The sequence below is a fragment of the Georgenia daeguensis genome, from assembly GCF_039537705.1.
GTDB classification, from domain to species: Bacteria; Actinomycetota; Actinomycetes; order Actinomycetales; family Actinomycetaceae; genus Georgenia; species Georgenia daeguensis.
The window spans coordinates 129,955-152,451 of sequence record NZ_BAABBA010000009.1 but is presented as its reverse complement, the minus strand read 5'-3'; the positions used below and the strand labels follow the sequence as shown (position 1 = coordinate 152,451).

Genomic DNA, 22,497 nt, shown 5'->3' with positions numbered 1-22,497 from the left:
GCGGGGACGACGCTCACGCCGGGCGGCGGGGACAGCCGTCAGGCCGCCTCGACGCCCTTCGTCGCGGTCAGCCCGCGGGCCAGGCGTTCGGCCGGCAGCCCTCGAGCCGCATGGTCTGCTGCAGCATGATCGGGGCGGGCTCGCCCGGGACCGCGCAGCCCGTGTGCGGGTGGCCGAGCAGGTGGCCGACCTCATGGTTCACGAGGTACTGGCGGTACTCGGTGATGTTCCCTCCGCCGTCGAGGAAGGGGGCGGCGCCGTCGGACCAGCGCTCGACGTTGAGCACCGCGCGCGCGTTGCGCCCGCAGGAGTACTCCCCCACCGTGCGCAGCGGCTGGCACAGCTCGTCGGTCAGGTCTGGCGAGGCGAGGACGACGGAGATGTCGGACGGCCCGTCGGTGCGGGCGAAGACGACGGACCCGTCGTGCCCCCAGCCGCGCTCGTCGTTGAGGACCCGCATGACGAACTCGGCGAACGCCTCGCCGTCGACCGGCAGGCCCTGCTCGACCTGGACGCGCACGGGCCGCACGGTCGCGGCCTCGCGGGGAGCGTCCTGCGTGCCCGGCACGGTCACCAGCTCGCCGGACGCACGCTGCGGCATCTCCTCGGTTGAGGTGAGGCCGGCCCGGGCACGGAGCGCCAGGCCGAGCTGCTCGACGGTACGGGACAGCCACGGCAGCCCCACGGTGCCGACTACGGCCGGCGTCCCGGCCTCGTCCTCGAGCACCTCGCGCGTCTCCTCACGGTCTCGGGTGCCGTCGTGGGAGGAGGTGGCTGGCCCGGCGGGCGTCATGGCACCGGCCGGCGCCGTCACGAGCCCGAGCGGGAGTACGAGGGCACCGAACGCCACGAGGGCGGACGGGAGCAGACGAGATCGGGCGCGCACGCACCCATCTTCTCACCCGGGCCCCGCTTCGGCCCCCGAGGCCCGCCCACCCGGGGCCGGGTCCGCCGGGTCCCGTCGACGAGAATTCGCCGTCAGCGCACCCGGCCGCCCGGGCGCGGCCTGACCCACGCGGACGACCTACGATGGACGGAGCACACCGGACCCGCCGCGTCCGCCCGAGGCGGCGCGACGGTCCGTCACCGCCCTACAGGAGGTAACAGTGGAGATCACCATCGGCGTGCGGAACGTCGCGCGAGAGATCAGCCTCGAGTCGACGCAGAGCCCGGAGGAGGTCCTCGCCGCGGTGGACAAGGCCCTCGCGGGCAGCACGTCGCTGGTCCTGGAGGACGACAAGGGCCGGCACGTCGTCGTGCCCGCCGGGGCGCTCGGCTACGTCGAGCTCGGCCCCACCGAGCAGCGTCGCGTGGGCTTCGGCCTGGGCTGACCGAGCCGGGCTGGGCCGGCCGCCGTCAGGCCGTCAGGCCCAGCCGGTCGAGCCGCCGGGCGTGCCCGGCGGAGAGCTGCCGGCGCAGCAGCCCGCCGTCGTCGGTTCCGGCCCCGTCCTCGTCCCGCTGCGCCGCGAAGGCCCACAGTCCGGGGTGCTCGGCGAGGACCCGCTGCGCGATCCCCAGCGCCTCGCCGACCACGCGCCGGCCCCACAGCGCCAGCCGTGCGGAGAGCTGGGGCTCGGCGGCGACCAGCGGCCCGAGCATGGCGACGACGAAGTCCTCGTAGCCGTTGTCCGCGAGGACGTCGCCGAGAAGCGGGCGCCCGTCCGTGTCGACGGCGCGCGAGAGCTCGCGCTGGAGGTCGCCCAGGACGCCGTGCGCCACGTACGTCCGTACCAGCCTCTCCCACCAGTCCCCGGGCGGCGTGCGCCGGTCGAAGTCCCTGAGCACGTCCACGTACCCGGACATCGCCTCGTACAGGTCGGCGCCGTGCTCCCGGGCCACCCGCTCGAGGTGGTCGAGCGCCGCGAGCTCGCCCGCCGCCATGCGCGCGAGGGTCACCTGCACCCGCAGGTCCGGCGCGTGCTCGGCGTCGGTGGCCAGCCGGGTGAACGCGGCGAGCTGGACGAACCCGTGGAGCCCCACCATCTCGACGACGCCGGACCCGCCGCGGGTCGTCTCGTCCAGGTCGTCATGGGTGCCGGGCATGGCCCCACCTTAGTGACCGGCCCGGCGCTCCCGGTCCCGGTCCGGGCCTCGGACCCGCACGGCGGCGCACGTGAGCGCTGCCACGGCGCTCGCCCTGCCGCTCCAGCGGCCCACCCGCTACCCTGGAGAGGTACACGGTTGCCCGGTCGTCTCGTAGAAGCCCAAATCTGAGCCGCTACGCGCGGCGCGACATGATCACGATCGGCTACCACGAGCACGGTACGACGGGCCTCCGCGCCCCGGCCGAGAGAAGCCGGTGCGGTGCGGCACCCGCGTGCCACGACCGACAAGGCACAACCATGACCGACCAGCACACCACCTCGGGCGTCCTCGACGCCGAGCTGCCCACCGCCGTCGTCGTCGACGAGGGCACCGCCGACGTGACCGACGACGTCTCCGTCGCCGACCTGAAGGAGAAGTCCTTCGCGGACTTCGGCGTCCAGACGGCCATCGTCGAGGCCCTCCGCGACGTCGGCATCACCCACCCCTTCCCGATCCAGGCGCTCACCCTCCCGGTGGCCCTCGGCGGGCACGACATCATCGGCCAGGCCAAGACCGGCACGGGCAAGACCCTCGGCTTCGGCATCCCGCTCCTGCAGAACCTCGTCGGCCCCGGCGAGGAGGGCTGGGAGACCCTCGACGCCCCCGGCAAGCCGCAGGCGCTCGTCATCGTGCCGACCCGTGAGCTCGCCAAGCAGGTCGCCGAGGACCTCACCACGGCCGCGCGCCGCCGGAACGTGCGCATCGTCCAGGTCTACGGCGGCCGCGCCTACGAGCCGCAGATCGACGCCCTGCAGAAGGGCGTCGAGGTCGTGGTCGGCACCCCGGGCCGCATGATCGACCTGCTCAAGCAGCACATCCTCGACCTGTCCCACGTGCGCAGCGTCGTCCTGGACGAGGCCGACGAGATGCTCGACCTGGGCTTCCTGCCCGACGTCGAGACGCTGCTCTCCCGCACGCCCGCCACGCGCCGCACCATGCTCTTCTCGGCCACCATGCCCGGCGCCGTCGTCGCCATGGCCCGCCGCTACATGACGCGCCCGACCCACATCCGCGCCCAGGACCCCGACGACCAGGGCGCCACGGTCAAGAACACCCGCCAGGTGGTCTACCGCGCGCACGCACTGAACAAGGTCGAGATGCTCTCTCGCATCCTCCAGGCGGAGGGCCGCGGCCTGACCATCGTCTTTACCCGCACCAAGCGCACGGCGGCCCGCGTGGCCGAGGACCTCGCCGAGCGAGGCTTCGCGTCCGGCGCGATCCACGGCGACCTCGGCCAGGGCGCCCGCGAGCAGGCGCTCCGCGCGTTCCGCTCCGGCAAGATCGACGTGCTCGTCGCCACCGACGTCGCGGCCCGCGGCATCGACGTCGACGACGTCACGCACGTGGTCAACTACCAGTGCCCCGAGGACGAGAAGATCTACCTGCACCGCATCGGCCGCACGGGCCGCGCGGGCAACACCGGTACCGCCGTGACGTTCGTCGACTGGGACGACATGCCGCGCTGGTCGCTCATCAACCGGCAGCTGAACCTCGGCGCGCCCGAGCCGGTGGAGACGTACCACACCTCCCCGCACCTCTACGCCGACCTCAGCATCCCCGAGGGCACCACGGGGCGCCTGCCCCGCGGCGCCCGCACCCGGGCCGGCCTCGAGGCCGAGGAGGTCGAGGACCTCGGCGAGACCGGCAAGCGCCACGGCGGCTCCGGTCACGCGAGCGGCCGCGACGGCGGACGCGGCGGTCGCGCGCACGACGGGAGCCGGCCGCGCTCCGAGGGCGCACGCGCGCACGACGGCGAGGCCGAGCGTCCCCGTCGTCGCCCGCGGCGCCGCACGCGCGGCGGGAAGCCCGCCGAGGGTACGCAGAACTGATCCGAGGACCGGCTACGACCGGTCGGCGGGACCGGCACGGCCGGGCGAGGGACACGGTCCCCGCCCGGCCGTCGCCGTTCCCCCGGCGCGGTGCTCGGGTGGGCGCTCGAGGAGTCACGCCGCCGCGGTTGGGCGCTCAGGTCACTGCAGCGAGTCGAGCGCCTCACCGAAGGCCGCGGCGAGGTCGGCGACCTGCTCGTCCGTCATGACGAACGCGGGCGAGACCTGCAGCGCCCCGGCCCCGACGGCGCGCGTGGCGACGCCGAGCCCACGCAGCGCAAGCACGGCCCGCGGGGCCAGGGTCGCGTCCGCGAGCTGCACCGCGGCGACCGCGCCGGTGCCCGCGCGCACCTCGGCGACCAGCTCGTGGTCCGCGAGCGCGGCCAGCTCCGCCGCCAGCGTCGCCTCGAGCCGGGCGGCCTCGTCGAGCAGTCCCTCCCGCTCGACGATGTCGAGGTTCGCCAGCGCGACGGCGGCCGCCGTGGCGTGGCCCGAGTAGGTGTACCCGTGGCGCAGCCAGGTGCCGGGCTCGCGGAAGAACGGCTCCGCGACGCGCGGGGCGACCAGGACCGCCCCCATCGGCAGGTATCCCGAGGTGAGGCCCTTCGCGGTGGTGACCATGTCGGGCTCGAGCCCGTACCGGGTGGAGGCGAACCACGACCCGCCGATGCGCCCGTACCCGGTGACCACCTCGTCGGCGACGAACAGCACGTCGTACTCCGTGCAAGCCTTGCGCACCTCGGTGAGGTAGCCCTCCGGCGGGGCGTACACGCCGCCGGCGCCGATGACCGGCTCGCAGAAGAACGCGGCGACGCGGTCCGGCCCGACCTCCTCGAAGGCCGCCCGCAGCGCGTCCGCGGAGTCCCACTCGACCGTCTCGGTCCGCGGCCCGAGCTCGCCGTAGCCCTCCCGGTTGCCCGGGATGCCCGCGAGCGCCGTGCCCGCGTAGTGCATGCCGTGGTAGGCCTTCTGCCGCCCCACCATGACTGTCTTCTCCGGCCTGCCGACCTCGACCCAGTAGCGCCGGGCGAGCTTGGCGGCGGTCTCCACCGAGTCCGAACCGCCGGAGGTGAAGAACACCCGGCTGCCGGCCACGGGCGCGATCCCGGCGAGCCGCTCGGCCAGGTCGTTCGTCGGGCGGGTCGCGTTGTCCCCGAAGTTCGAGTAGGCCGCGAGCGTGGACATCTGCCGTGCGGCCGCCTCGGCGAGCTCCGTCCGGCCGTGGCCGACGTTCGCGTACCAGAGCCCCGCCGTGGCGTCGAGGTATCGCCTCCCCGACTCGTCGAAGACGTACGCGCCCTCCCCGCGGGCGAGGACGAGCTCGCCGTCGCGCTCGACGGCGGCCATGTCGGAGAACGGGTGCCACAGCGCGCCCATGTCGGTCCCTTTCGTCGGGTGCTGGATGCCGCGCACCATACCGGCACCGCCCGGCACCCGGCCCCGGCCGGGTCAGAACCGCTGCTCGATGAACGCGAAGACGGCGTCGGCCATCAGCTGCACCGCGATCGCGGCGAGCAGCAGGCCGGCGAGCCGGGTGACCAGGGTGGTGCCGCCGTCGCCGAGCACGCGGTGGATGACGCCGGCGAAACGCATGGAGAGCCAGAGCACCACGTGGATGGCGACGAGCGCGACGGCGATCGCCGTCCACGCGGGGAGCGAACGGTCCGACTCCTGCACGGCGAGCATCGCGGCCACGATCGCACCGGGACCGGCCAGCAGCGGCGTGCCCAGCGGCACGAGCGCGACGTTGACCCCGCTGCCCGAGGGCCGCGGCTCCTCGGACTTGCCGGTGAGGAGCTCCATCGCCACGAGCAGCAGCAGCAGGCCGCCGGAGAGCTGCAGCGCCGGCACGGAGATGTGCAGGAAGCTGAGGATGTACTGGCCGAACAGCGTGAAGACGAGGATGACGCCGAACGCGACGGCGGTCGCCTGACGCGCCGCGGTGCGGCGCTGCCTCGCCGTCATGGTCGAGGTCAGCGCGAGGAAGACGGGCACCGTGCCGGGCGGGTCCATGATGACGAACAGCGTGAAGAACGTCGTCGACATCAGGGTCAGGTCGATGATCTCGTTCACGGCCGGACCACCGGCAGGTGCCCCTCCTCCTCGATCTTCGCGAGCACCGCGGGGCTGGTGGTGCGCTCGCCCAGCACGTTGGGCTTGCCGTCGCCGTGGTAGTCGCTCGACCCGGTCCGCTCGAGGCCGAGCCGGGCGGCGAGGGCCTCCAGCTCCGCGACCGCGCCCGGGGTGTGGTCGCGGTGGTCGATCTCGAGCGCGAACAGGCCGGCGTCGGCCATGGCCTCGATGACGGCGTCGGAGACCACGCGGCCGCGCACGCCGGCTCGCGGGTGAGCCATGACGGGCACACCGCCCGCGGCGCGCACCATCGCGACGGCCTCGACGGCGTCGGGCGCGTGGTAGGGCACGTAGTAGGGGCCCCGGACGGACAGCACCGTGTCGAAGCAGGTCGACCGGTCCGGCATGGCCCCCACCGCCACGAGGGCGTCGGCGATGTGCGGGCGGCCGATGGTGGCGCCGTCGGCGGCCTGCGCCTGCACCAGCTCCCAGGTGATCGGGTAGTCCTCGGCGATGTGGGCGACCATGGTCCTCGCGCGGTCCAGGCGCGAGCGGCGGGAGCGCTCCATCTCCCCCGCGAGCGTCGGTTCGGCGGGGTCGTGCAGGTAGCTGAGCAGGTGGACGGAGATGCCGCGGGACTGGGTGGAGATCTCGGCGCCGCGCAGCAGCGCCACCCCGGTGCCGGCGACGGCGGAGACCGCCGCGTCCCACCCGCGGACCGAGTCGTGGTCGGTCAGGCCGACGACGTCGAGCCCCGCCCGGGCGGCCGCCCGCAGGACGTCCGCCGGACTGTCGGTCCCGTCGGACTCCACGGAGTGGGTGTGCGGGTCGATACGCGTCTCATCTGCTGACACAGAGGTCAGGGTACGGGCTTGCCGACGGGGTTCCGGACCGCTGCCGCGGCCCCGCCTGGCAACGAGTCGTGGCCCGCGGTCTCGCTGCTCCCGGCTGCCGTGGACGCCAGCCGGCGTCGGCGTACCTCCGGCAGGAATGACCGGACGAAGTTCCGCCGACGGCTGCGGTGCGAGGATGGGTGGCATGACCGAGACGCAGACCCCCATCCCCGAGGAGCAGCCGCTCAGCGAGCGCGGCTCCAACCGCTCGCAACGTCCGTCCAGCCAGGCGTTCCGCGCTTTCATCGCCGACGGCTGGGGCCCGCGCCCCGACGCGCTGCCGGAGCGCTCGCCGGCCGCGGACCACGCCGCCGCCCGTCGTGCCGCGCTCGGCCGGCGGTTCCCGGGCGAGCGGCTCGTGATCCCCGCCGGGCAGCTCGTCACCCGCAACAACGACAACGACTACCGCTTCCGCCCGCACTCGGCGTTCGCGCACCTCACGGGTCTGGGCACCGACCAGGAGCCGGACGCCGTGCTCGTGCTGCACCCGCTCGGCTCCGGCGAGCAGGGCGCCGCCGGCGAGGAGGCCGACGACGCCGCCACCCACGAGGCCGTCCTGTACTTCCGCCCGCGCGCGGGCCGGGACACCGAGGAGTTCTACGCCGACTCCCGCTACGGCGAGCTGTGGGTCGGCGTGCGCCCGTCGCTGGAGGAGATCTCCGCGCAGACCGGCCTGCGTGCCGAGCACATCGACTCCTTCGGCGACGCCCTCGCCAAGGACGTCGGCGCCGGGCAGGTCCAGGTGCGGGTGGTCCCGCAGTCGGACGCCGCGGTCGAGGCGCGGGTGGCCACGGTGCGCGAGCAGTCCGGGCTGACGCAGGGCGCCGCCGAGGCGGACGCCGCCCTCGCCGAGGCGCTGTCGGAGCTGCGCCTGCGCAAGGACCCCTACGAGATCGGCGAGGTGCGTGCCGCCGTCGCCGCCACGGCCAAGGGCTTCGAGGACATCGTGCGCAACCTGCCCCGCGCCGTCGAGCACCCGCGGGGCGAGCGCGTCATCGAGGGCGTCTTCGGGGCCCGGGCGCGCGAGGAGGGCAACGGCCTGGGCTACGACACGATCGCCGCGGCCGGGAACCACGGGAACACGCTGCACTGGATCGGCAACGACGGGGCCGTGCGCCCCGGCGAGCTCGTCCTCATCGACGCGGGTGTGGAGGTCGACTCCCTGTACACGGCCGACGTCACGCGCACCATCCCGGTCGACGGGGTCTTCACCGACGCCCAGCGGAAGGTCTACGAGGCGGTCCTGGAGGCCGCGGACGCGTCCTTCGCGCGCGCCGGTCAGCCCGGGGCGAAGTTCCGGGACCTGCACGCCGCCGCCATGGAGGTCCTCGCCACGCGGCTCGCCGGGTGGGGGATGCTGCCCGGCACCGCCGAGGAGTCGCTCGCGCCGGAGGGGCAGTACCACCGGCGCTGGATGGTTCACGGCACGAGCCACCACCTCGGCCTCGACGTGCACGACTGCGCGCAGGCCCGCCGGGAGATGTACCTCGACGCGGACCTCGAGCCGGGCATGATCTTCACGATCGAGCCGGGCCTGTACTTCCGCGAGGACGACCTCAAGGTGCCCGCGGAGCTGCGCGGCATCGCGGTGCGGATCGAGGACGACATCCTGGTGCGCGAGGACGGCTCGGTCGAGAACCTCTCCGCGGCGCTGCCCCGCACGCCCGAGGAGATCGAGGCCTGGATGGCACGCCTGCGCGGCTGAGGCCGACCCGGGACAGCCCGTGAGGGGCGAGGGCCCCGGCACCGCTCACGCGGCACCGGGGCCCTGCTCATCCCTCCTCCGGCCAGTCCTCCGCAGGTGCCCCGGTCCGAGAGGCCTCCCCCGCTGCGAGGTGCTCGCGGGCGAAGGTGAGGGAGTCCGCGAGCGCGGCCCGCCGGCCGACGGCGGACATCTTGCGGGTGTTGACCTCCACGACGACGGCGCCGTCGAACCCCCGGGCGCCGAGCATGTGCAGCACGTCCGCGCAGGGCTGCTCGCCCTGGCCCGGCACGAGGTGCTCGTCCATGAAGCTGGCCGTGCCGTCCGCCAGGTGCAGGTGGGCGAGGCGGTCGCCCAGCTCGTCGGCCATCGCCAGCGCGGCGTCGGCGTCCATGCCGGCGGTGGCCGTGTGCGAGAGGTCGAGGGTGACAGAACGGTAGTCGTGCTCGAGCGGGTCCCACCCGGGGAGGTAGGCCTGCATGGTGCGCTCACGCTTCTTCGAGCGCGCGCGCCACGGGAACATGTTCTCGACGGCGAGACGCATGCCGTCGAGCCGCTCACGCTCCGCCACCGCACCGACGAAGTGCTCGGCGTAGGACCGCTGCCACCGGAACGGGGGGTGCAGGACGACGACGCCCGCCCCGACGTCGTGCGCGAGCTCCGTCGCCCGGTCCACCTTGTCCCACGGGTCGTTCCCCCACACGCCCTGCGTGAGCAGCAGGGTGGGGGCGTGGATGCTCAGCACCGGCAGCTCGTGCGCGTCGCTGAGCTCGCGCAGCCGCCGCTCGTCCTGGCTGTCGGGGTCGCGCAGGACCATGACCTCGACGCCGTCGTACCCGAGCTGCTTCGCGAGGGCGAAGGTCTCCCCGACCCCGCCCGGGTACACCGAGGACGTCGAGAGGCCGACCGGGATGGCGGGGGTCATCCCTGGGGGCCCGCCTGACCGGGCGCATCGCCGTCCGTGCCTCGGTCGAGGTCCTCCAGGCGGAGACCGTAGCGGGGACGCTCGTCGGGCCGGGAGCCGAACTCGGTCGGCCTGGCGGGAGTGTCCCCCGGGGTGGGCGACGGCGCGTCCTCGGGCGACGCCGACGCCGACGCCGGCCGGTCCGCGTGACGCCCCGGCGGCGCCGGCGGCACCTGCTGACCGTAGGGACCCGGCTGGCCCGACCCGCCCGGCGGCACCTGCTGACCGTAGGGACCCGGCTGGCCCGACCCGGCCCGCTGGCCGTACGGGCCCGTCGGCCCGCCCGTCGGCCCGCCCGGCGTGGTCGGGGCGCCCGGCGGTGTGGGGCGCGTCCGGCCGTGGAACCCGCCCTCGGCGAGCAGCTGGCCGGCCTGGCCGGCGTGGCCCGGCTCGCACAGCACCGCGTAACGGGACGCGACCACCTGGCTGGCCGAGGTGAAGTCGCGCTTCCCGCCGGTGAAGGCGTAGGAGACGATCGCGAAGAGGATCCCGAACGCGGCGCCGATGAGGACGCCGGCGAGCAGCGGGAACTCCCCGGACGGCGTGAAGATCCAGTACAGCAGCGAGATCATGAGCCCGAACCAGGCCCCGCTCATCGCCCCGGCACCGGCGACGCGCGCGTACGTCAGCCGTCCGGTGATGCGCTCGACCAGCCGCAGGTCCGTCCCGACGATCGTGACGAGCTGGACCGGGAAGGCCTTGTCGGAGAGGTGGTCGACCGCCTTCTGGGCCTCGAGGTAGGTGGCGTAGGACGCGACCTCCACGCCGGTGGGCATGGTGGGCACGGTTCCGCCCGGGGGCTTGCCGGTCAGTGACATGCCTCGATCTTCCTCTCTGGCGGCCGATGGCGCCAAGCCGCCCCGGCGGTGCGGCACCTGCTCCTCCGGAGAGCGGCGCGCCTGACCAGCCCGGTCGTCACCACGCTCGCGGCCCGGCGCGGTGGCCAGGGGCGGACCTGTCCTAGGCTGACGACGTGAACCAGCCGACCGCGCGCCCGAGCAGCACCAGCCGTGTGTACGTCGCGCGGCTGAAGGGCACGGCCGTCTTCGACCCGCTGGGTGACCAGGTCGGCCGCGTCCACGACGTCGTCGTCGTCATGCGCCTCAGAGGCGCCCCGCGGGCCGTCGGCCTGGTGGTCGAGGTCAGCTCCAAGCGCCGCGTGTTCGTCCCGCTGACCCGGGTCACCAGCATCGACGCCGGCGCGGTGATCACCACCGGGCTGCTCAACATCCGCCGCTTCGCCCAGCGCGCCACGGAGACCCTCGTCGTCGGTCAGCTCCTCGACCGCCAGGTGACGTTCAAGGACGGCTCCGGGACGGGCACGGTCGAGGACGTCGCGATGGAGCAGCACCGCAACCGCGACTGGTACGTCACCAAGCTGTTCGTGCGACGCACCCATCCCGGGCGCGGGATCGTCGGCCGGCGCGGCGAGGCGCTCGTGGTCGACGTCGACGACGTCACCGGCCTCGCGGGCACCGCCGTCCAGCAGGGAGCGACGGCGCTGCTCGCCACCCTGGAGGACCTCAAGCCCGCCGACCTCGCCGACGTGCTGCACGACCTGCCGGACAGCCGCCGCCTCGAGGTGGCCGCCGAGCTCAACGACGAGCGTCTCGCCGACGTCCTCGAGGAGCTCGGCGAGGAGGACCGGGTCGCGATCGTCTCCGGTCTGGACCTCGACCGGGCCGCGGACGTCCTGGACGTCATGCAGCCCGACGACGCCGCCGACCTGGTCTCCGAGCTGCCGGTCGAGCGCGCCCGGGAGCTGCTCGAGCGGATGGAGCCCGAGGAGGCCAAGGACGTCCGCCGGCTGCTCGCCTACGAGGAGCACACCGCCGGTGGCCTCATGACCACGGAGCCGCTCATCCTCGGGCCCGAGGCCACGGTCGCCACGGCGCTCGCGCACGCCCGGCGCCAGGACGTCACGCCGGCGCTCGCCGCGATGTTCTTCGTCGTCCGCCCCCCGCTCGAGACGCCCACGGGCCGGCTGATCGGCGTCGTCCACCTCCAGCGCGCGCTGCGCGAGCCGCCGCACGAGCTCCTCGGCGCCATGCTCGACAAGGACATCGACGCCCTGCTGCCCACCGACGACATCGGCAAGGTCACGCGCCTCCTCGCGACGTACAACCTCACCGCGCTGCCCGTCGTGGACGAGGACCGCCGCCTGCTGGGCGCCGTCTCCGTCGACGACGTGCTCGACCACCTCCTGCCGGACGACTGGCGCGAGGCGGACGACGACGTCACCGACCGGGCCATGACGAGGACCGCCCATGGCTGAGCGGCTCGACACCCCGCTGGAGGCCAGGCGCCGCTGGCGCCCCCAGATCGACCCGGAGTTCTTCGGGCGCTTCTCGGAGGGCATCGCGCGGTTCATGGGCACCCCGCGCTTCCTGCTGTACCTGACGATCTTCTGCGCCGTCTGGCTGCTGTGGAACACCTTCGGCCCCAAGCACCTGCAGTTCGACTCCGCCGCGCTGGGGTTCACCGCCCTGACGCTCATGCTCTCGCTCCAGGCCTCGTACTCCTCGCCGCTGATCCTGCTGGCGCAGAACCGGCAGACGGACCGCGACCGGGTCAGCGCCGAGCAGGACCGCCAGCGGGCGGAGCGGAACCTCGCCGACACCGAGTACCTGGCCCGCGAGATGGCGGCCCTGCGGCTAGCGCTGGGCGAGGTGGCGACCCGCGACTTCGTGCGTTCGGAGCTGCGCGGGCTGCTGGAGGACATCGTCGAGGAGCGCGACGCCCGCATCCGCGAGCTCGAGGCCGAGCTGGCCCAGATGGAGCGGGAGCTCCGGGAGGGCGACGGCGACCGCGAGGAACGTCGGGACGAGGACCGCGAGACGCGTCGCGACGACGTCCGCGGGGCACGCCGGGACGAGGACCGCGACGGCGGAGGCCTGCGCGCCTGACCCCGGTGTGACGTACCCCGCGACAGGGCACGTCGCGGCGCCACCTACGATGGGGGCATGAGTGCACCCAGCGTCGAGGCTGTCCGGGCCGAACTGGTCAACGTCATCGACCCGGAGATCCGCCGTCCCATCACCGAGCTCAACATGGTCCGGTCCGTGGACGTCGAACCGGGCGGCCTCGTGGTGGTCGGCGTCGACCTGACGACGGCCGGATGCCCGCTCAAGGACACCATCACGCGCGACGTGACGAACGTCGTCGGCGCCATCGAGGGCGTCTCCGGCGTCCGCGTCGACATGGGTGTCATGACCGACGAGCAGCGCAAGGACCTGCGCACCATGCTCCGCGGCGGCGTCGCCGAGCCCGAGATCCCCTTCGCCAAGCCGGGCTCGCTCACCCGCGTCTACGCGGTCACCTCCGGCAAGGGCGGCGTCGGGAAGTCGTCGGTCACCGCGAACCTCGCGGCCGCCATGGCCGCGGACGGGCTCAAGGTGGGCGTGGTCGACGCCGACATCTACGGCTTCTCGATCCCCCGCATGCTCGGGGTCGCCCACCCGCCGACCAAGGTCGACGACATGATCCTGCCGCCGGTGGCGCACGACGTGAAGGTCATCTCGATCGGCATGTTCACCCAGAACGGCCGCCCGGTGGTCTGGCGCGGGCCCATGCTCCACCGGGCCCTGCAGCAGTTCCTCGCCGACGTCTTCTGGGGCGACCTCGACGTCCTCCTGCTCGACCTGCCGCCCGGGACCGGCGACATCGCCATCTCGGTGGCGCAGATGCTCCCGAACTCGGAGATCCTCGTCGTGACCACCCCGCAGGTGGCCGCGGCCGAGGTGGCGCAGCGCGCCGGAGTGATCGCGGAGCAGACGCACCAGCACGTGGTCGGCGTCGTCGAGAACATGTCCTGGCTGGAGCAGCCCGACGGCACGCGCGTGGAGCTCTTCGGCTCCGGCGGCGGCGAGCGCGTGTCCACCGAGCTGGGGAAGACCCTGGGCTACGACGTGCCCCTGCTCGCGCAGGTGCCGATCGAGCTCGAGCTGCGCGAGGGCGGCGACGCCGGCGTGCCCCTGGTGCTGCGCGAGAGCGGCAGCCCCGCAGCCGAGGCGCTGCTGTCCCTGTCCCGTTCGCTGTCCCACCGGGCCCGCGGCCTGGCGGGCCGCTCGCTGGGCATCAGCCCGGTCGCCCGGTAGGACCTACGCAGGGGCCGGACCGGCCGCCTGGGCCCGATCCGGCCCGGCGCCCGGCCCCGCGTCAGCCGGCCTTGTCACGTGGCCTCGTCGTCGAACGGGACGACGTAGGGCTCCTCCTCGGCGCCCGGCGGCACCGGCTCCTCCGCGAGCGCCGTCGCGGTCGGCGCAGCGGTCCGGGCCTCGGCGAGCACCTGTGCGGGCGGGGTGACGGCGACGCGCGCTGCCGTGGACCCGGTCGCCGGCGCAGCCTTGGGCGCTGACGGCGCAGCAGCCGTCCCCGCCCGCTCACCCGCCGCCGCACCAGCCGCCACCGCACCGGCGGCGAGACCAGCGCTCGCGCCCGCGACGGCACCCGCCGCGGTCGAGCCGGTGCGGGCCGTGGCCGCCGGGGAGGGCCGCCGCGCGGCCCGGGGGCGCGCGGGCCGGGCGGGCTCGTCGTCCTCCATCAGGGCCTCGCGCACGATCCGGCGGGGGTCGTACTGGCGCGGGTCGAGGGCGGCGAGGTCGTCGAACTCCGGTCCGAGCTCCTCGCGCACCTTCTCCTTGGCGCCCGTCGCGATCTTCTTCACCTCGCGCGTGAGCCGGCCGAGCTGCTGGGCGAGCTCCGGCAGCCGCTCCGGCCCGATGAGGAGGAAGGCGAGCACGAGCAGGACGACCAGCTCACCCCCGTTGATCCCGAACACGGGCTCAGGATACGGCGCCGGGGGCGGCGGCCGTGCCGTCGTTCGCCGCGTCGGCCTCCGGGCGCCCGGCGGCTCAGCCGGAGCTCTCCCCGAGCACAACGCTGATCTCCTCGACGCCCCCGCCGCGGCGCACGCCGAGGACCACGGTGTCGCCCGGCGCCTTGGACCGCACGACGACGATGAGCTCGTCGGGGTCGGTCACCGGTCGCCCGTCGATGCTGACGATCACGTCGCCGGGGCGGATGCCCGCCAGGTCGCCCGGGCCGCCGGGCACCACGGCCGGGTTGTCGTCGACGTCGTCCTGGAGCACCTGGACGCCCTCACCCGTGTACCGGGTGTCGAGGGAGACGCCGATGACCGGGTAGGTGGCGCTGCCCGTGGCGATGATCTGCTCGGTGGTGCGGCGCACCTGGTTCGCCGGGATGGCGAACCCCAGGCCGATGCTCCCGGTGGCCGAGGAGGCGCCAGACGCCTGCGCGATGGCGGTGTTGATGCCGACCACCTGGCCGCTCGCGTCCACCAGCGGCCCGCCCGAGTTGCCCGGGTTGATGGCGGCGTCCGTCTGGATGGCGTTGATGAACGTCGTCGTGCCGCCGGCGCCCGCGGTGACGGGCCGGTTCAGGGCGCTGACGATGCCCGAGGTCACGGTGCCCTCCAGGCCCAGCGGCGCGCCGACGGCGACCACGGTGTCGCCCACCGCGAGGGTGTCCGAGTCGGCGAGCACGAGCGGCTCGAGGCCGTCCCGGTCCACGCGCAGGACGGCGAGGTCGTAGTCCGCGGTCCGGCCGACGATCTCCGCCTCGTCCTCGCTGCCGTCCGGAAAACCGACGACGACGCGGCCGCCGTCCGCCGCCGTCTCGATCACGTGGTTGTTCGTGACGATGTAGCCGTCCTCGCGCAGCACCAGGCCGGTGCCGGAGCTGCCCTGCCCGTTCCCGCGGGCCTGGATGTACACGGTCGAGGGCAGCACCGCCTCGGCGATGCCCGCGACCGAGTCGGGCGCCCGGTCGACGGCGGAGGCCGTCGGGAGCGTCGGCGCACCGCCCCCGCCGGCCGCGAAGAACGACCGTGCGCCGAGCCCGCCGATGAGGATCCCTGCCAGGAGGGAGAGGAGCACGAGCAGCACGACGATCCCGAGCGCCACCTGTCGCTGCCGGCGCGGCGGATCCTCGGTGCGGTCGTGACCGAACAGGTCGCCGATCCGCGTGCCCGGGTCCGTCGTGCCGACCGCGGTGGCGGTGGCCGGGAACGGTCCGGCGGTGGCGGTGGCGGCGAACGGTCCGGTGGTGGCGGGGAACGGTCCGGCGGTCGCCTCGGCGGGCGGCCCCGGCTGCGCCGGCAGCACGCGCGTGGCGCCGCCGTCGGCCTGCACGGGCGCCCAGTACGGCGGGGGCCCACCGGTGACTGGGTCGCCGCCCACGGAGGGGCCGGCACCCGGGGCGGGCTGACCGCCCGCGACGCCGTACGTACCGGTAGCCGCACCCGGGTTCACGGCGGTCGGGGTCACGGCGGTCGGGGCGGCGCGGCCCGGCCCCTCGCTGTTCCTGTCGCCGCGGCGGGCGCTGCGGAAGGACCGCCGCGAGCGCCAGGGAACGCCGGCCGGGGGCGCCGGCGAGGCCGGACCGGGAGAGCGACCGAGAGCGTGGTAGGCCTCGGGCTGGGGGGCCGGCGTCGGGGCGTAGTCGTAGCGCGCCCGGGCGGGGCCGGCGGACGGTGCCTGACCCGGGCCGGGCTCCGGCGCGTCGGCCGGTCCCTCGTCGCGCCCGGGCCCGACGGGCGTGGCCGACTGCTCGTCGGGGGTCATGGGCGCTCCTTCCGGGCCTCGCGGGCCGGCCGTCACCGCGTCTGCACGAGCAGGTCGGTCCAGTCGACCAAAGTCTGCCAGCCGTGGTCGATCCGGTCTGCCACCCCGGAGCCGGGCGCCGTCGCCGGGAAGGCGCCAGCCACCTCGTGGACGAGGCCGGGAGCGTCACTGCTGGTGACGAGCACCGTGGTGCCGTCGCACTGGAGAACGACCGTCGTGCCCGGACCGGGCAGCTCGTGCACGCTGTGGTCCCCGACGTCGACCATGGGCAGGTCCGCGAGCGCGGCCGGGTCGAGCACCCCGCGCTTCTCCACCACGGTGGCGTGGTGGCCGTCCCGGACGATCTCGACGGTGAGAACCTGTTCCCCCGCCCCGCCGGTGGTCCCCACGTGCTGGACGTCCGCGTCCGCCGGCAGCGCGCCGGGCGCCGCCCAGCCGTTCTCCCGCAGCCAGGCCAGCGCCTCCTCCGTCGCGCTCGGCGCCTCCGCCAGGCGCATCGTGTCCGCGGTGACCATGAGCTGGACCGGTTCATGGGCGGGGCCGGCGACCTCGGCGAGCATCGCCGCCGGGTCCCCCGTGCGCTGGTTGAGCGACCCGATGACGACCAGGGCGCCCAGCATCCCGGCGGCCCCGACCAGGACGGCGGAGCCGCGGACGACCGCGCGCCGGCGCCCACGACCGTAGGTGAGGGGCTCCCAGGCGCGCCCCACCAGCGCACGCGCTCCCTGCGGCGCCGGGGGCACCGGGGACTGGGCCAGCTGGATCAGGCGAGCGGTGAGGTCCTCGCTCGGACGCACGTCCCCGGCCTGCGCCAGGTGGCGGCGCGACGCCCGCTCCACCGCCACCAGGCCGGCGCAGTAGTCGCAGGTGACCAGATGGACCATCGCGGCCTCGGCGCGCTCCGGGGAGAGCTGGCCGTCGACCAGCGCGCTGACGTCGTCGCGGAGGTGGCTCATCCCACCGCCTGCGCGGCGTGCGCCGGGTTCACGACGGAGGCCGGGCGGCGGTGGGCGAGCTGGTCGCGCAGCATCGCCCGTGCGCGGTGGATCCGCGAGCGCACGGTGCCCATCTTGATGCCGAGGGTCGCCGCGATCTCCTCGTAGGAGAGGCCCTCGATGTCGCACAGCACCACGGCAGCACGATACTTCGGCGGCAGGGCGTCCAGGGCGGCCTGGACGTCCAGGTCCAGATGGGCGTGCTCGAACCCGCGCTCGGGCTCGCCGGAGTCGTGCGCCGCGGGCAGCCGCTCGGTCGCCTCGCCGATCGGGTCCATCCGCACGCGGGTGCGGCGCCGCGCCTGGTCGAGGAACAGGTTGGTGGTGATGCGGTGGAGCCAGCCCTCGAAGTTCCCGGGCTCGTACTTGTGGAGCGAGCGGAACACGCGCACGAAGGTCTCCTGCGTGAGGTCCTCGGCGTCGGCCTTGTTGCCGGTCAGGCGGTAGGCGAGGCGGTACACGCGCGGCGAGTGCTCCACCACGATCTGCTCCCACGACGGCGGGGACCAGACGGGCGGCTCCTCCGCCAGGCCCGCCTGCGTACCGCCGTCGGCCGTGCCGACCTGCGGAGCGTCGTCTGCACCGGCGGACGCGCCGCCGTCGCCACCCAGGGCGCCGCCGTCGTCGTCGGTCGTGCGGGTGGCGTGAAGCATCGGGCGTCCTCGTTCCGTCATCGGTCCCGCCATGGTAGAGAGCGAACCTGGGGAGTACCTGGGAGCTGGGGACCCACCGGTAGCATGGCGGCTGCGGCAGCCGCCGCCGACCAGCCCGGGAGGCCCATCATCACCGCCGACAAGGCCCTGTCCTGGGCCTACACCGAAGAGTTCGTCACCGAGGACGACGCCGTCGTCGAGGCACGGATGCGCGCCGAGGAGCTCGGCGTCCAGCCGGTCACCCCCGGCACGGGCGCCGCCCTGCGGTTCCTCGCCGCTGCCTGCCGGGCACGCGCCGTCGCCGAGGTGGGGACCGGCACCGGTGTCTCGGGGCTCTGGCTCCTCGGCGGCATGGCCCCCGACGGCGTGCTCACGACCATCGACGTCGAGCCCGAGCACCAGCGCGCCGCCCGGGAGAGCTTCGCGGGCGCCGGCCTGCGCCCCGCGCGCACCCGGCTCATCGGCGGCCGGGCCCTGGACGTCCTGCCGCGCCTGGCGGACGGGGTCTACGACATGGCCGTCGTCGACGGCGACCCCTCGGAGGCGGCCGACGACGTCGCGCAGGCCATTCGTCTCCTGCGTCCCGGCGGGGTGCTCGCCGTCAACGCCGCCCTGTGGCACGACCGCGTGGCCGACCCCGCGCGACGCGACGAGGTCACCGTCGCGGTCCGCGAGCTCGGCAAGCAGGTGCGCGACGACGACCGCCTGGTCAGCGCGCTGCTGCCGAGCGGGGACGGGCTGCTGGTCGCCGTCCGGCGCTGAGGCGGGCGGGCCTCGGCGCGGTCGGGCCGGCTGTCAGGCCGTCAGGCCGTCAGGCTCTCGAGCCAGCGCAGCAGCAGCCGGGCCCCGTGCCCGGTGGGCGCGTCCTTCGGCAGCTCACCCTCCCCCTTGCCGGCCCGGGCCGGGCCGGCGATGTCGAGGTGGGCCCACCGCGCGTCGCCGGCGAAGCGCTGCAGGAACAGCGCGGCGACGACGGACCCGCCGCCGACGTGAGGGTCCGTCGCGACGTGGGCGACGTCGGCGACGTCGGAGTCCAGCGCCGCCCGGTAGTCCTCCACCAGCGGCATCCGCCAGGCCCGCTCCCCGCCCGCCTCCCCGGCGGCGAGGAGCTCGGCGGCGAGGTCGTCGGCGGTGGAGAAGAGCGCGGCGTGGCCCCGGCCGAGCCCGCGCGCGGCGGCGCCGGTGAGCGTGGCGACGTCGACGACGGCGTCGGCCCCGAGCGTGGCGACCGACCACCCGAGGGCGTCCGCCAGGACCATCCGGCCCTCGGCGTCGGTGTTGGAGACCTCGACCGTGGTGCCGTCGAACGTGCGCACCACGTCCCCGGGCCGGTACGAACCGCCGCCCATGGCGTTCTCGGCGAGCGGGAGCACCGCCGTCACCCTGACCGGGAGCCCGAGGTCGGCGGCCCCCAGCGTCGCGGCCAGGACGGCGGCCGCCCCGGCCATGTCCGTCTTCATCGGCACCATGGCCTCGCGCGGCTTGAGGGAGATGCCGCCGGTGTCGAACGTGATGCCCTTGCCCACGAGCGCCACGTGCCCGCCCGCACGGTGCGGGGCCCAGGTCACGACCGCCAGCCGCGGGGGTGTGCGCGACCCGCCGCCGACGGCGAGCAGGGCCTCCATCCCCTGGCGGCGCAGCCACGTCTCGTCGTGGATCTCGGCGGTGAGCGTCCCGCCGTCCGCGGGGGCGTCGCGGACGAGCCGGCTGATCACCTCCGCCAGCCAGACGGGGTTCTTCGTGCTCGACGGCGTCGCCGCCAGCAGGCGGGTCAGCCAGGTGGCGCCCGCGCTCGCCCGGGCCCTCGCGAGCGCCGACGCGGCGTCCCCCGGGATCCCGGTGCGGCCGAGGAGGACGAGGCGCTCGGCGGCGGGGCGGCCCGGGGCGGGCGTGCGACCGGTGCGGGGCATGCGGTAGGCCGAGAGGAGGAAGCCCTCGGCGAGGGCGCGCAGCGTCGCCGTCGTCAGGTCCTCCCCCACGCTGAGGGCCACCGTGCCCAGGCCGGCCGTGGCGCGGCCCAGGGCGAGGCCGGCGCGGCGCACGTCGTCGGCGGAGCCGTTCCCGACGCCGACCAGCACGATCGTGTCCGGCAGTCCCTTCCAGGGCAGGTCGACCACGCCCGGGAGGACGCGCGGGAGCCGGACGACGGCGGTGGTGCCCGGGCGCCCGTTCAGGTCGGCCCGCTCGGCCTCCGCGAGCAGGTCGATGCCGTAGAGCGCGGCGACGTCGGCGGCCCCGCCACGGGGCTGGAGGTCCTCCTCGCCCGCGGCGGCGGGCGCCACGGGGACCGCGAGCGCGTCCGGCAGCGGGTCCGCCCACCGGCCGCCGTCGCGCGGATGCGTCGGCCGTTCGTCGACGACGACGATCTCGGGCAGGACGATCTCCGGCAGGTAGACCTCCGGGACGGCAGACTCCGGCAGCGAGGGCACGATCAGGCTCCTGAGAAGGGGGTGGAACGCCTCCGGCCGGCCAGCGAGGCTGGCCGGCCGGATGTCGGTACGTCGGTGCGGGTCGTCAGACGGCGACGGCGCCGAGCGCCTCGCTCAGCTCGCCCGCCTCGGCCGGGGTGAGCTCGACGACGAGCCGGCCGCCTCCCTCGAGCGGGACGCGCATGACGATGCCACGGCCCTCCTTGGTCACCTCGAGCGGTCCGTCTCCGGTCCTCGGCTTCATCGCGGCCATGTGGTGTCCCCTCTTCTCCCTGGATCCTCGACCACCCCGCGCAGGGCGGACCCCGCCGAACCGGCAGGGTGATCACTGCGTCCAGTTTAGATCACTCGGCCGCTCCGCCAGCCTCTTCCGCGGCTGCGGCCTGCGCTTCTGCCTCCTTGGCGAGCTGCTCCATGCCGGTCAGGACCCCGTCGACCGCCTCCTCGGCGGTGTCCACGACGGGCACGAGCTCGAGGTCGGCGGCGCTGATCGTGCCGCGGGCGAGCATCGAGTCACGCAGCCAGTCGACCAGTCCGCCCCAGTAGGAGGAACCGACCAGCACGATCGGGAACGAGGAGACCTTCTGCGTCTGGACCAGGGTGAGGGCCTCGAAGAGCTCGTCCATGGTGCCAAAACCGCCGGGCAGCACCACGAAGCCCTGCGAGTACTTCACGAACATCGTCTTGCGGGCGAAGAAGTAGCGGAAGTTCACGCCCAGGTCGACCCACTGGTTCATGCCCTGCTCGAACGGGAGCTCGATGCCCAGCCCCACCGAGACGCCGTCGGCCTCGCACGCCCCCTTGTTCGCCGCCTCCATCACGCCGGGACCGCCGCCGGTGACGACGGCGAAGCCCGCCTCGACCAGGCGCCGGCCGATCTCCTCGGCCAGCTCGTACTCCGGCTCGCCGGGGCGCACGCGCGCGGAGCCGAAGACCGAGATCGCGGGCCCGAGCTCGGCGAGCGCCCCGAAGCCCTCGACGAACTCCGACTGGATCCGCATCACCCGCCACGGGTCCTGGTGGAGCCAGCTGGTGTCCTGCTCGGGCGCCAGCAGCCGGGCGTCGGTCGTCTCCTGGGGGATCAGGTCCCTGCGCAGCAGGACGGGGCCCCGGCGGTAGCTCCGGGAGCTGTCGTGGGCGTGGTTGTTGCGGACCTCGCGTGTCATGACGGTGATTCTCCTCTAGGCCAGCCAGGCCTGCAGGGCCCTGGCGCACGTGCGGATCTGCTCGACGTCGCACCGCTCGTCGTCGGCGTGGGCGAGCATGGGGTCTCCGGGGCCGAAGTTGACGGCCGGGATGCCGAGCTCGGCGAACCGGGCGACGTCGGTCCAGCCGTACTTCGGGCCGGGCGCGCCGCCCGTCACGGCGGTGACCGCCTCGACGAAGCCCTGGACGAGCGGGTCGTCCAGGCCGGGGCGGGCGCCGCCGGCAAGGTCGGTGACGGTGACGTCGAAGCCCTCGAAGACCTGCCGCACGTGCGCCTCCGCCCCGGCCGGGTCCAGCGAGGGCGCGAAGCGGTAGTTGACCGTGACGACGCACGAGTCGGGGATCATGTTCGCGGCGATGCCGCCGGTGATGCCCACGGCGTTGAGGCCCTCGCGGAACACGAGCCCGTCGACGTCGACGTCGCTGGCCTCGTAGGCGTTGAGCCGGTCCAGGACCTCGCCGGCCGCGTGGATCGCGTTGACCCCGCGCCAGCCGCGCGCCGAGTGGGCGGTGCGCCCGGTGGTGCGGATCTCGGCGCGCAGCGTGCCGTTGCAGCCGCCCTCGATGCCGCCGGCCGTCGGCTCGCCGAGCACGGCGAGGTCGCCGGCGAGCCAGTCCGGGTGGTTGCGCACGAGCCGGCCGAGCCCGTTGAGGGCGGAGGCCACCTCCTCGTGGTCGTAGAACACCCACGTCACGTCCCACCGCGGTTCGCGCAGCACCGCCGCGAGGTGGAGCGCGACGGCCACGCCGCCCTTCATGTCGACCGTGCCGCGGCCCCACAGCTCCTCGGCGCCGTCCTCGGCGCGGACGCGCCGCGTCGGCAGGTTGGACGCGATCGGGACGGTGTCGATGTGGCCGGCGACCACGACCCGCCGTTCGCGCCCCAGGCGGGTCCGTGCGACGACGGCGTCGCCGTCGCGCAGGACCTCCAGGTGCGGGTGGCCGCGCAGCGCCGCCTCGATGGCGTCGGCGAGGGCCCGCTCGTCCCCCGAGACCGACGGGATGTCGCAGACCGCCGCCGTGAGGGCGACGACGTCGCCGGCGAGGTCCGGCAGGGCGGGTGCAGAGGTCGGGGCGGCCATGA

At 74.8% G+C, this 22,497-nt stretch carries 22 protein-coding genes; 7 read left to right on the top strand and 15 right to left on the bottom strand.

Annotated features, from left to right (window positions below):
- Nucleotides 1-67 precede the first annotated feature (67 nt).
- Nucleotides 68-886, bottom strand: coding sequence for a DUF3152 domain-containing protein (locus tag ABD774_RS10965; protein WP_345040921.1), 819 nt, complete (start codon nt 884-886; stop codon nt 68-70).
- Nucleotides 887-1,106: 220 nt separating this feature from the next.
- Between ABD774_RS10965 and ABD774_RS10960 the strand changes: the two genes are divergently transcribed.
- The gene (locus tag ABD774_RS10960) at nt 1,107-1,331 is read left to right on the top strand and encodes a DUF3107 domain-containing protein (RefSeq protein ID WP_345040918.1); all 225 of its coding nucleotides are present in this window, start codon (nt 1,107-1,109) and stop codon (nt 1,329-1,331) included.
- A gap of 25 nt (nt 1,332-1,356) precedes the next feature.
- Here ABD774_RS10960 and ABD774_RS10955 read toward each other — a convergent pair whose 3' ends face one another.
- Complete coding sequence (locus ABD774_RS10955; RefSeq protein ID WP_345040916.1) at nt 1,357-2,043, bottom strand: ferritin-like fold-containing protein; 687 nt, start codon at nt 2,041-2,043, stop codon at nt 1,357-1,359.
- Between the two features lie 299 nt (nt 2,044-2,342).
- Between ABD774_RS10955 and ABD774_RS10950 the strand changes: the two genes are divergently transcribed.
- On the top strand, nt 2,343-3,914 hold the full coding sequence (locus tag ABD774_RS10950) for a DEAD/DEAH box helicase (RefSeq protein WP_345040914.1): 1,572 nt from the start codon (nt 2,343-2,345) through the stop codon (nt 3,912-3,914).
- Nucleotides 3,915-4,055: 141 nt separating this feature from the next.
- Here ABD774_RS10950 and ABD774_RS10945 read toward each other — a convergent pair whose 3' ends face one another.
- From ABD774_RS10945 to ABD774_RS10935, 3 genes are all read right to left on the bottom strand, one after another.
- A complete protein-coding gene (locus ABD774_RS10945; protein WP_345040912.1) occupies nt 4,056-5,291 on the bottom strand; it encodes an aminotransferase family protein in 1,236 nt (411 codons plus the stop codon).
- 72 nt (nt 5,292-5,363) lie between these two features.
- Entirely contained in the window at nt 5,364-5,987 is a 624-nt protein-coding gene (locus ABD774_RS10940; protein ID WP_345040909.1) for a MarC family protein, read from the bottom strand.
- Entirely contained in the window at nt 5,984-6,841 is an 858-nt protein-coding gene (locus ABD774_RS10935) for a PHP domain-containing protein (protein ID WP_345040907.1), read from the bottom strand. Before ABD774_RS10935 ends, ABD774_RS10940 begins: the two co-directional genes overlap by 4 nt.
- A gap of 175 nt (nt 6,842-7,016) precedes the next feature.
- On the opposite strand from ABD774_RS10935, the gene ABD774_RS10930 reads away from it, so the two are divergent.
- Nucleotides 7,017-8,585, top strand: coding sequence for an aminopeptidase P family protein (locus ABD774_RS10930; RefSeq protein WP_486327298.1), 1,569 nt, complete (start codon nt 7,017-7,019; stop codon nt 8,583-8,585).
- Nucleotides 8,586-8,652: 67 nt separating this feature from the next.
- On the opposite strand, the gene ABD774_RS10925 is transcribed toward ABD774_RS10930, so the two are convergent.
- On the bottom strand, nt 8,653-9,507 hold the full coding sequence (locus tag ABD774_RS10925) for a sugar phosphate isomerase/epimerase family protein (protein WP_345040901.1): 855 nt from the start codon (nt 9,505-9,507) through the stop codon (nt 8,653-8,655).
- Nucleotides 9,504-10,364, bottom strand: a complete 861-nt coding sequence (locus ABD774_RS10920; RefSeq protein WP_345040899.1) for a YflT domain-containing protein — start codon at nt 10,362-10,364, stop codon at nt 9,504-9,506. The genes ABD774_RS10925 and ABD774_RS10920 overlap by 4 nt, the downstream gene beginning before the upstream one ends.
- Nucleotides 10,365-10,519: 155 nt before the next feature.
- Here ABD774_RS10920 and ABD774_RS10915 point away from each other — a divergent pair, with 155 nt between their 5' ends.
- The 3 genes from ABD774_RS10915 to ABD774_RS10905 are packed head-to-tail and all read left to right on the top strand — an operon-like array spanning nt 10,520 to nt 13,643.
- Complete coding sequence (locus ABD774_RS10915; protein ID WP_345040897.1) at nt 10,520-11,821, top strand: magnesium transporter MgtE N-terminal domain-containing protein; 1,302 nt, start codon at nt 10,520-10,522, stop codon at nt 11,819-11,821.
- Nucleotides 11,814-12,452, top strand: coding sequence for a DUF1003 domain-containing protein (locus tag ABD774_RS10910; RefSeq protein WP_345040894.1), 639 nt, complete (start codon nt 11,814-11,816; stop codon nt 12,450-12,452). The genes ABD774_RS10915 and ABD774_RS10910 overlap by 8 nt, the downstream gene beginning before the upstream one ends.
- Nucleotides 12,453-12,509: 57 nt before the next feature.
- The gene (locus ABD774_RS10905; protein WP_345040892.1) at nt 12,510-13,643 is read left to right on the top strand and encodes a P-loop NTPase; all 1,134 of its coding nucleotides are present in this window, start codon (nt 12,510-12,512) and stop codon (nt 13,641-13,643) included.
- Between the two features lie 74 nt (nt 13,644-13,717).
- On the opposite strand, the gene ABD774_RS10900 is transcribed toward ABD774_RS10905, so the two are convergent.
- From ABD774_RS10900 to sigE, 4 genes are all read right to left on the bottom strand, one after another.
- Complete coding sequence (locus ABD774_RS10900) at nt 13,718-14,326, bottom strand: twin-arginine translocase TatA/TatE family subunit (protein ID WP_345040890.1); 609 nt, start codon at nt 14,324-14,326, stop codon at nt 13,718-13,720.
- A gap of 73 nt (nt 14,327-14,399) precedes the next feature.
- Complete coding sequence (locus ABD774_RS10895) at nt 14,400-16,130, bottom strand: S1C family serine protease (RefSeq protein ID WP_345040887.1); 1,731 nt, start codon at nt 16,128-16,130, stop codon at nt 14,400-14,402.
- Between the two features lie 32 nt (nt 16,131-16,162).
- Entirely contained in the window at nt 16,163-17,086 is a 924-nt protein-coding gene (locus ABD774_RS10890; RefSeq protein ID WP_345040885.1) for an anti-sigma factor family protein, read from the bottom strand.
- Nucleotides 17,083-17,778 (bottom strand): RNA polymerase sigma factor SigE, encoded by a 696-nt coding sequence (gene sigE, locus ABD774_RS10885; protein WP_345040883.1) that lies wholly within the window; start codon nt 17,776-17,778, stop codon nt 17,083-17,085. Before sigE ends, ABD774_RS10890 begins: the two co-directional genes overlap by 4 nt.
- Nucleotides 17,779-17,907: 129 nt before the next feature.
- On the opposite strand from sigE, the gene ABD774_RS10880 reads away from it, so the two are divergent.
- The gene (locus ABD774_RS10880; RefSeq protein WP_486327301.1) at nt 17,908-18,540 is read left to right on the top strand and encodes an O-methyltransferase; all 633 of its coding nucleotides are present in this window, start codon (nt 17,908-17,910) and stop codon (nt 18,538-18,540) included.
- Nucleotides 18,541-18,581: 41 nt separating this feature from the next.
- Here the strand turns inward: ABD774_RS10880 and ABD774_RS10875 are convergent, their stop codons facing one another.
- From ABD774_RS10875 to dapE, 4 genes are all read right to left on the bottom strand, one after another.
- On the bottom strand, nt 18,582-20,207 hold the full coding sequence (locus tag ABD774_RS10875) for a leucyl aminopeptidase family protein (RefSeq protein WP_345040879.1): 1,626 nt from the start codon (nt 20,205-20,207) through the stop codon (nt 18,582-18,584).
- Nucleotides 20,208-20,292: 85 nt separating this feature from the next.
- Nucleotides 20,293-20,460: a DUF3117 domain-containing protein gene (locus ABD774_RS10870; protein ID WP_248256707.1), complete on the bottom strand. Its 168-nt coding sequence runs from the start codon at nt 20,458-20,460 to the stop codon at nt 20,293-20,295.
- Nucleotides 20,461-20,551: 91 nt separating this feature from the next.
- Nucleotides 20,552-21,373 carry an LOG family protein gene (locus tag ABD774_RS10865; protein WP_345040875.1) on the bottom strand — a complete coding sequence of 274 codons (822 nt, stop codon included), beginning with the start codon at nt 21,371-21,373 and terminating at the stop codon, nt 20,552-20,554.
- A 15-nt stretch (nt 21,374-21,388) separates the two neighbouring features.
- Nucleotides 21,389-22,495: a succinyl-diaminopimelate desuccinylase gene (dapE, locus tag ABD774_RS10860; RefSeq protein WP_345040873.1), complete on the bottom strand. Its 1,107-nt coding sequence runs from the start codon at nt 22,493-22,495 to the stop codon at nt 21,389-21,391.
- Nucleotides 22,496-22,497 lie beyond the last annotated feature (2 nt).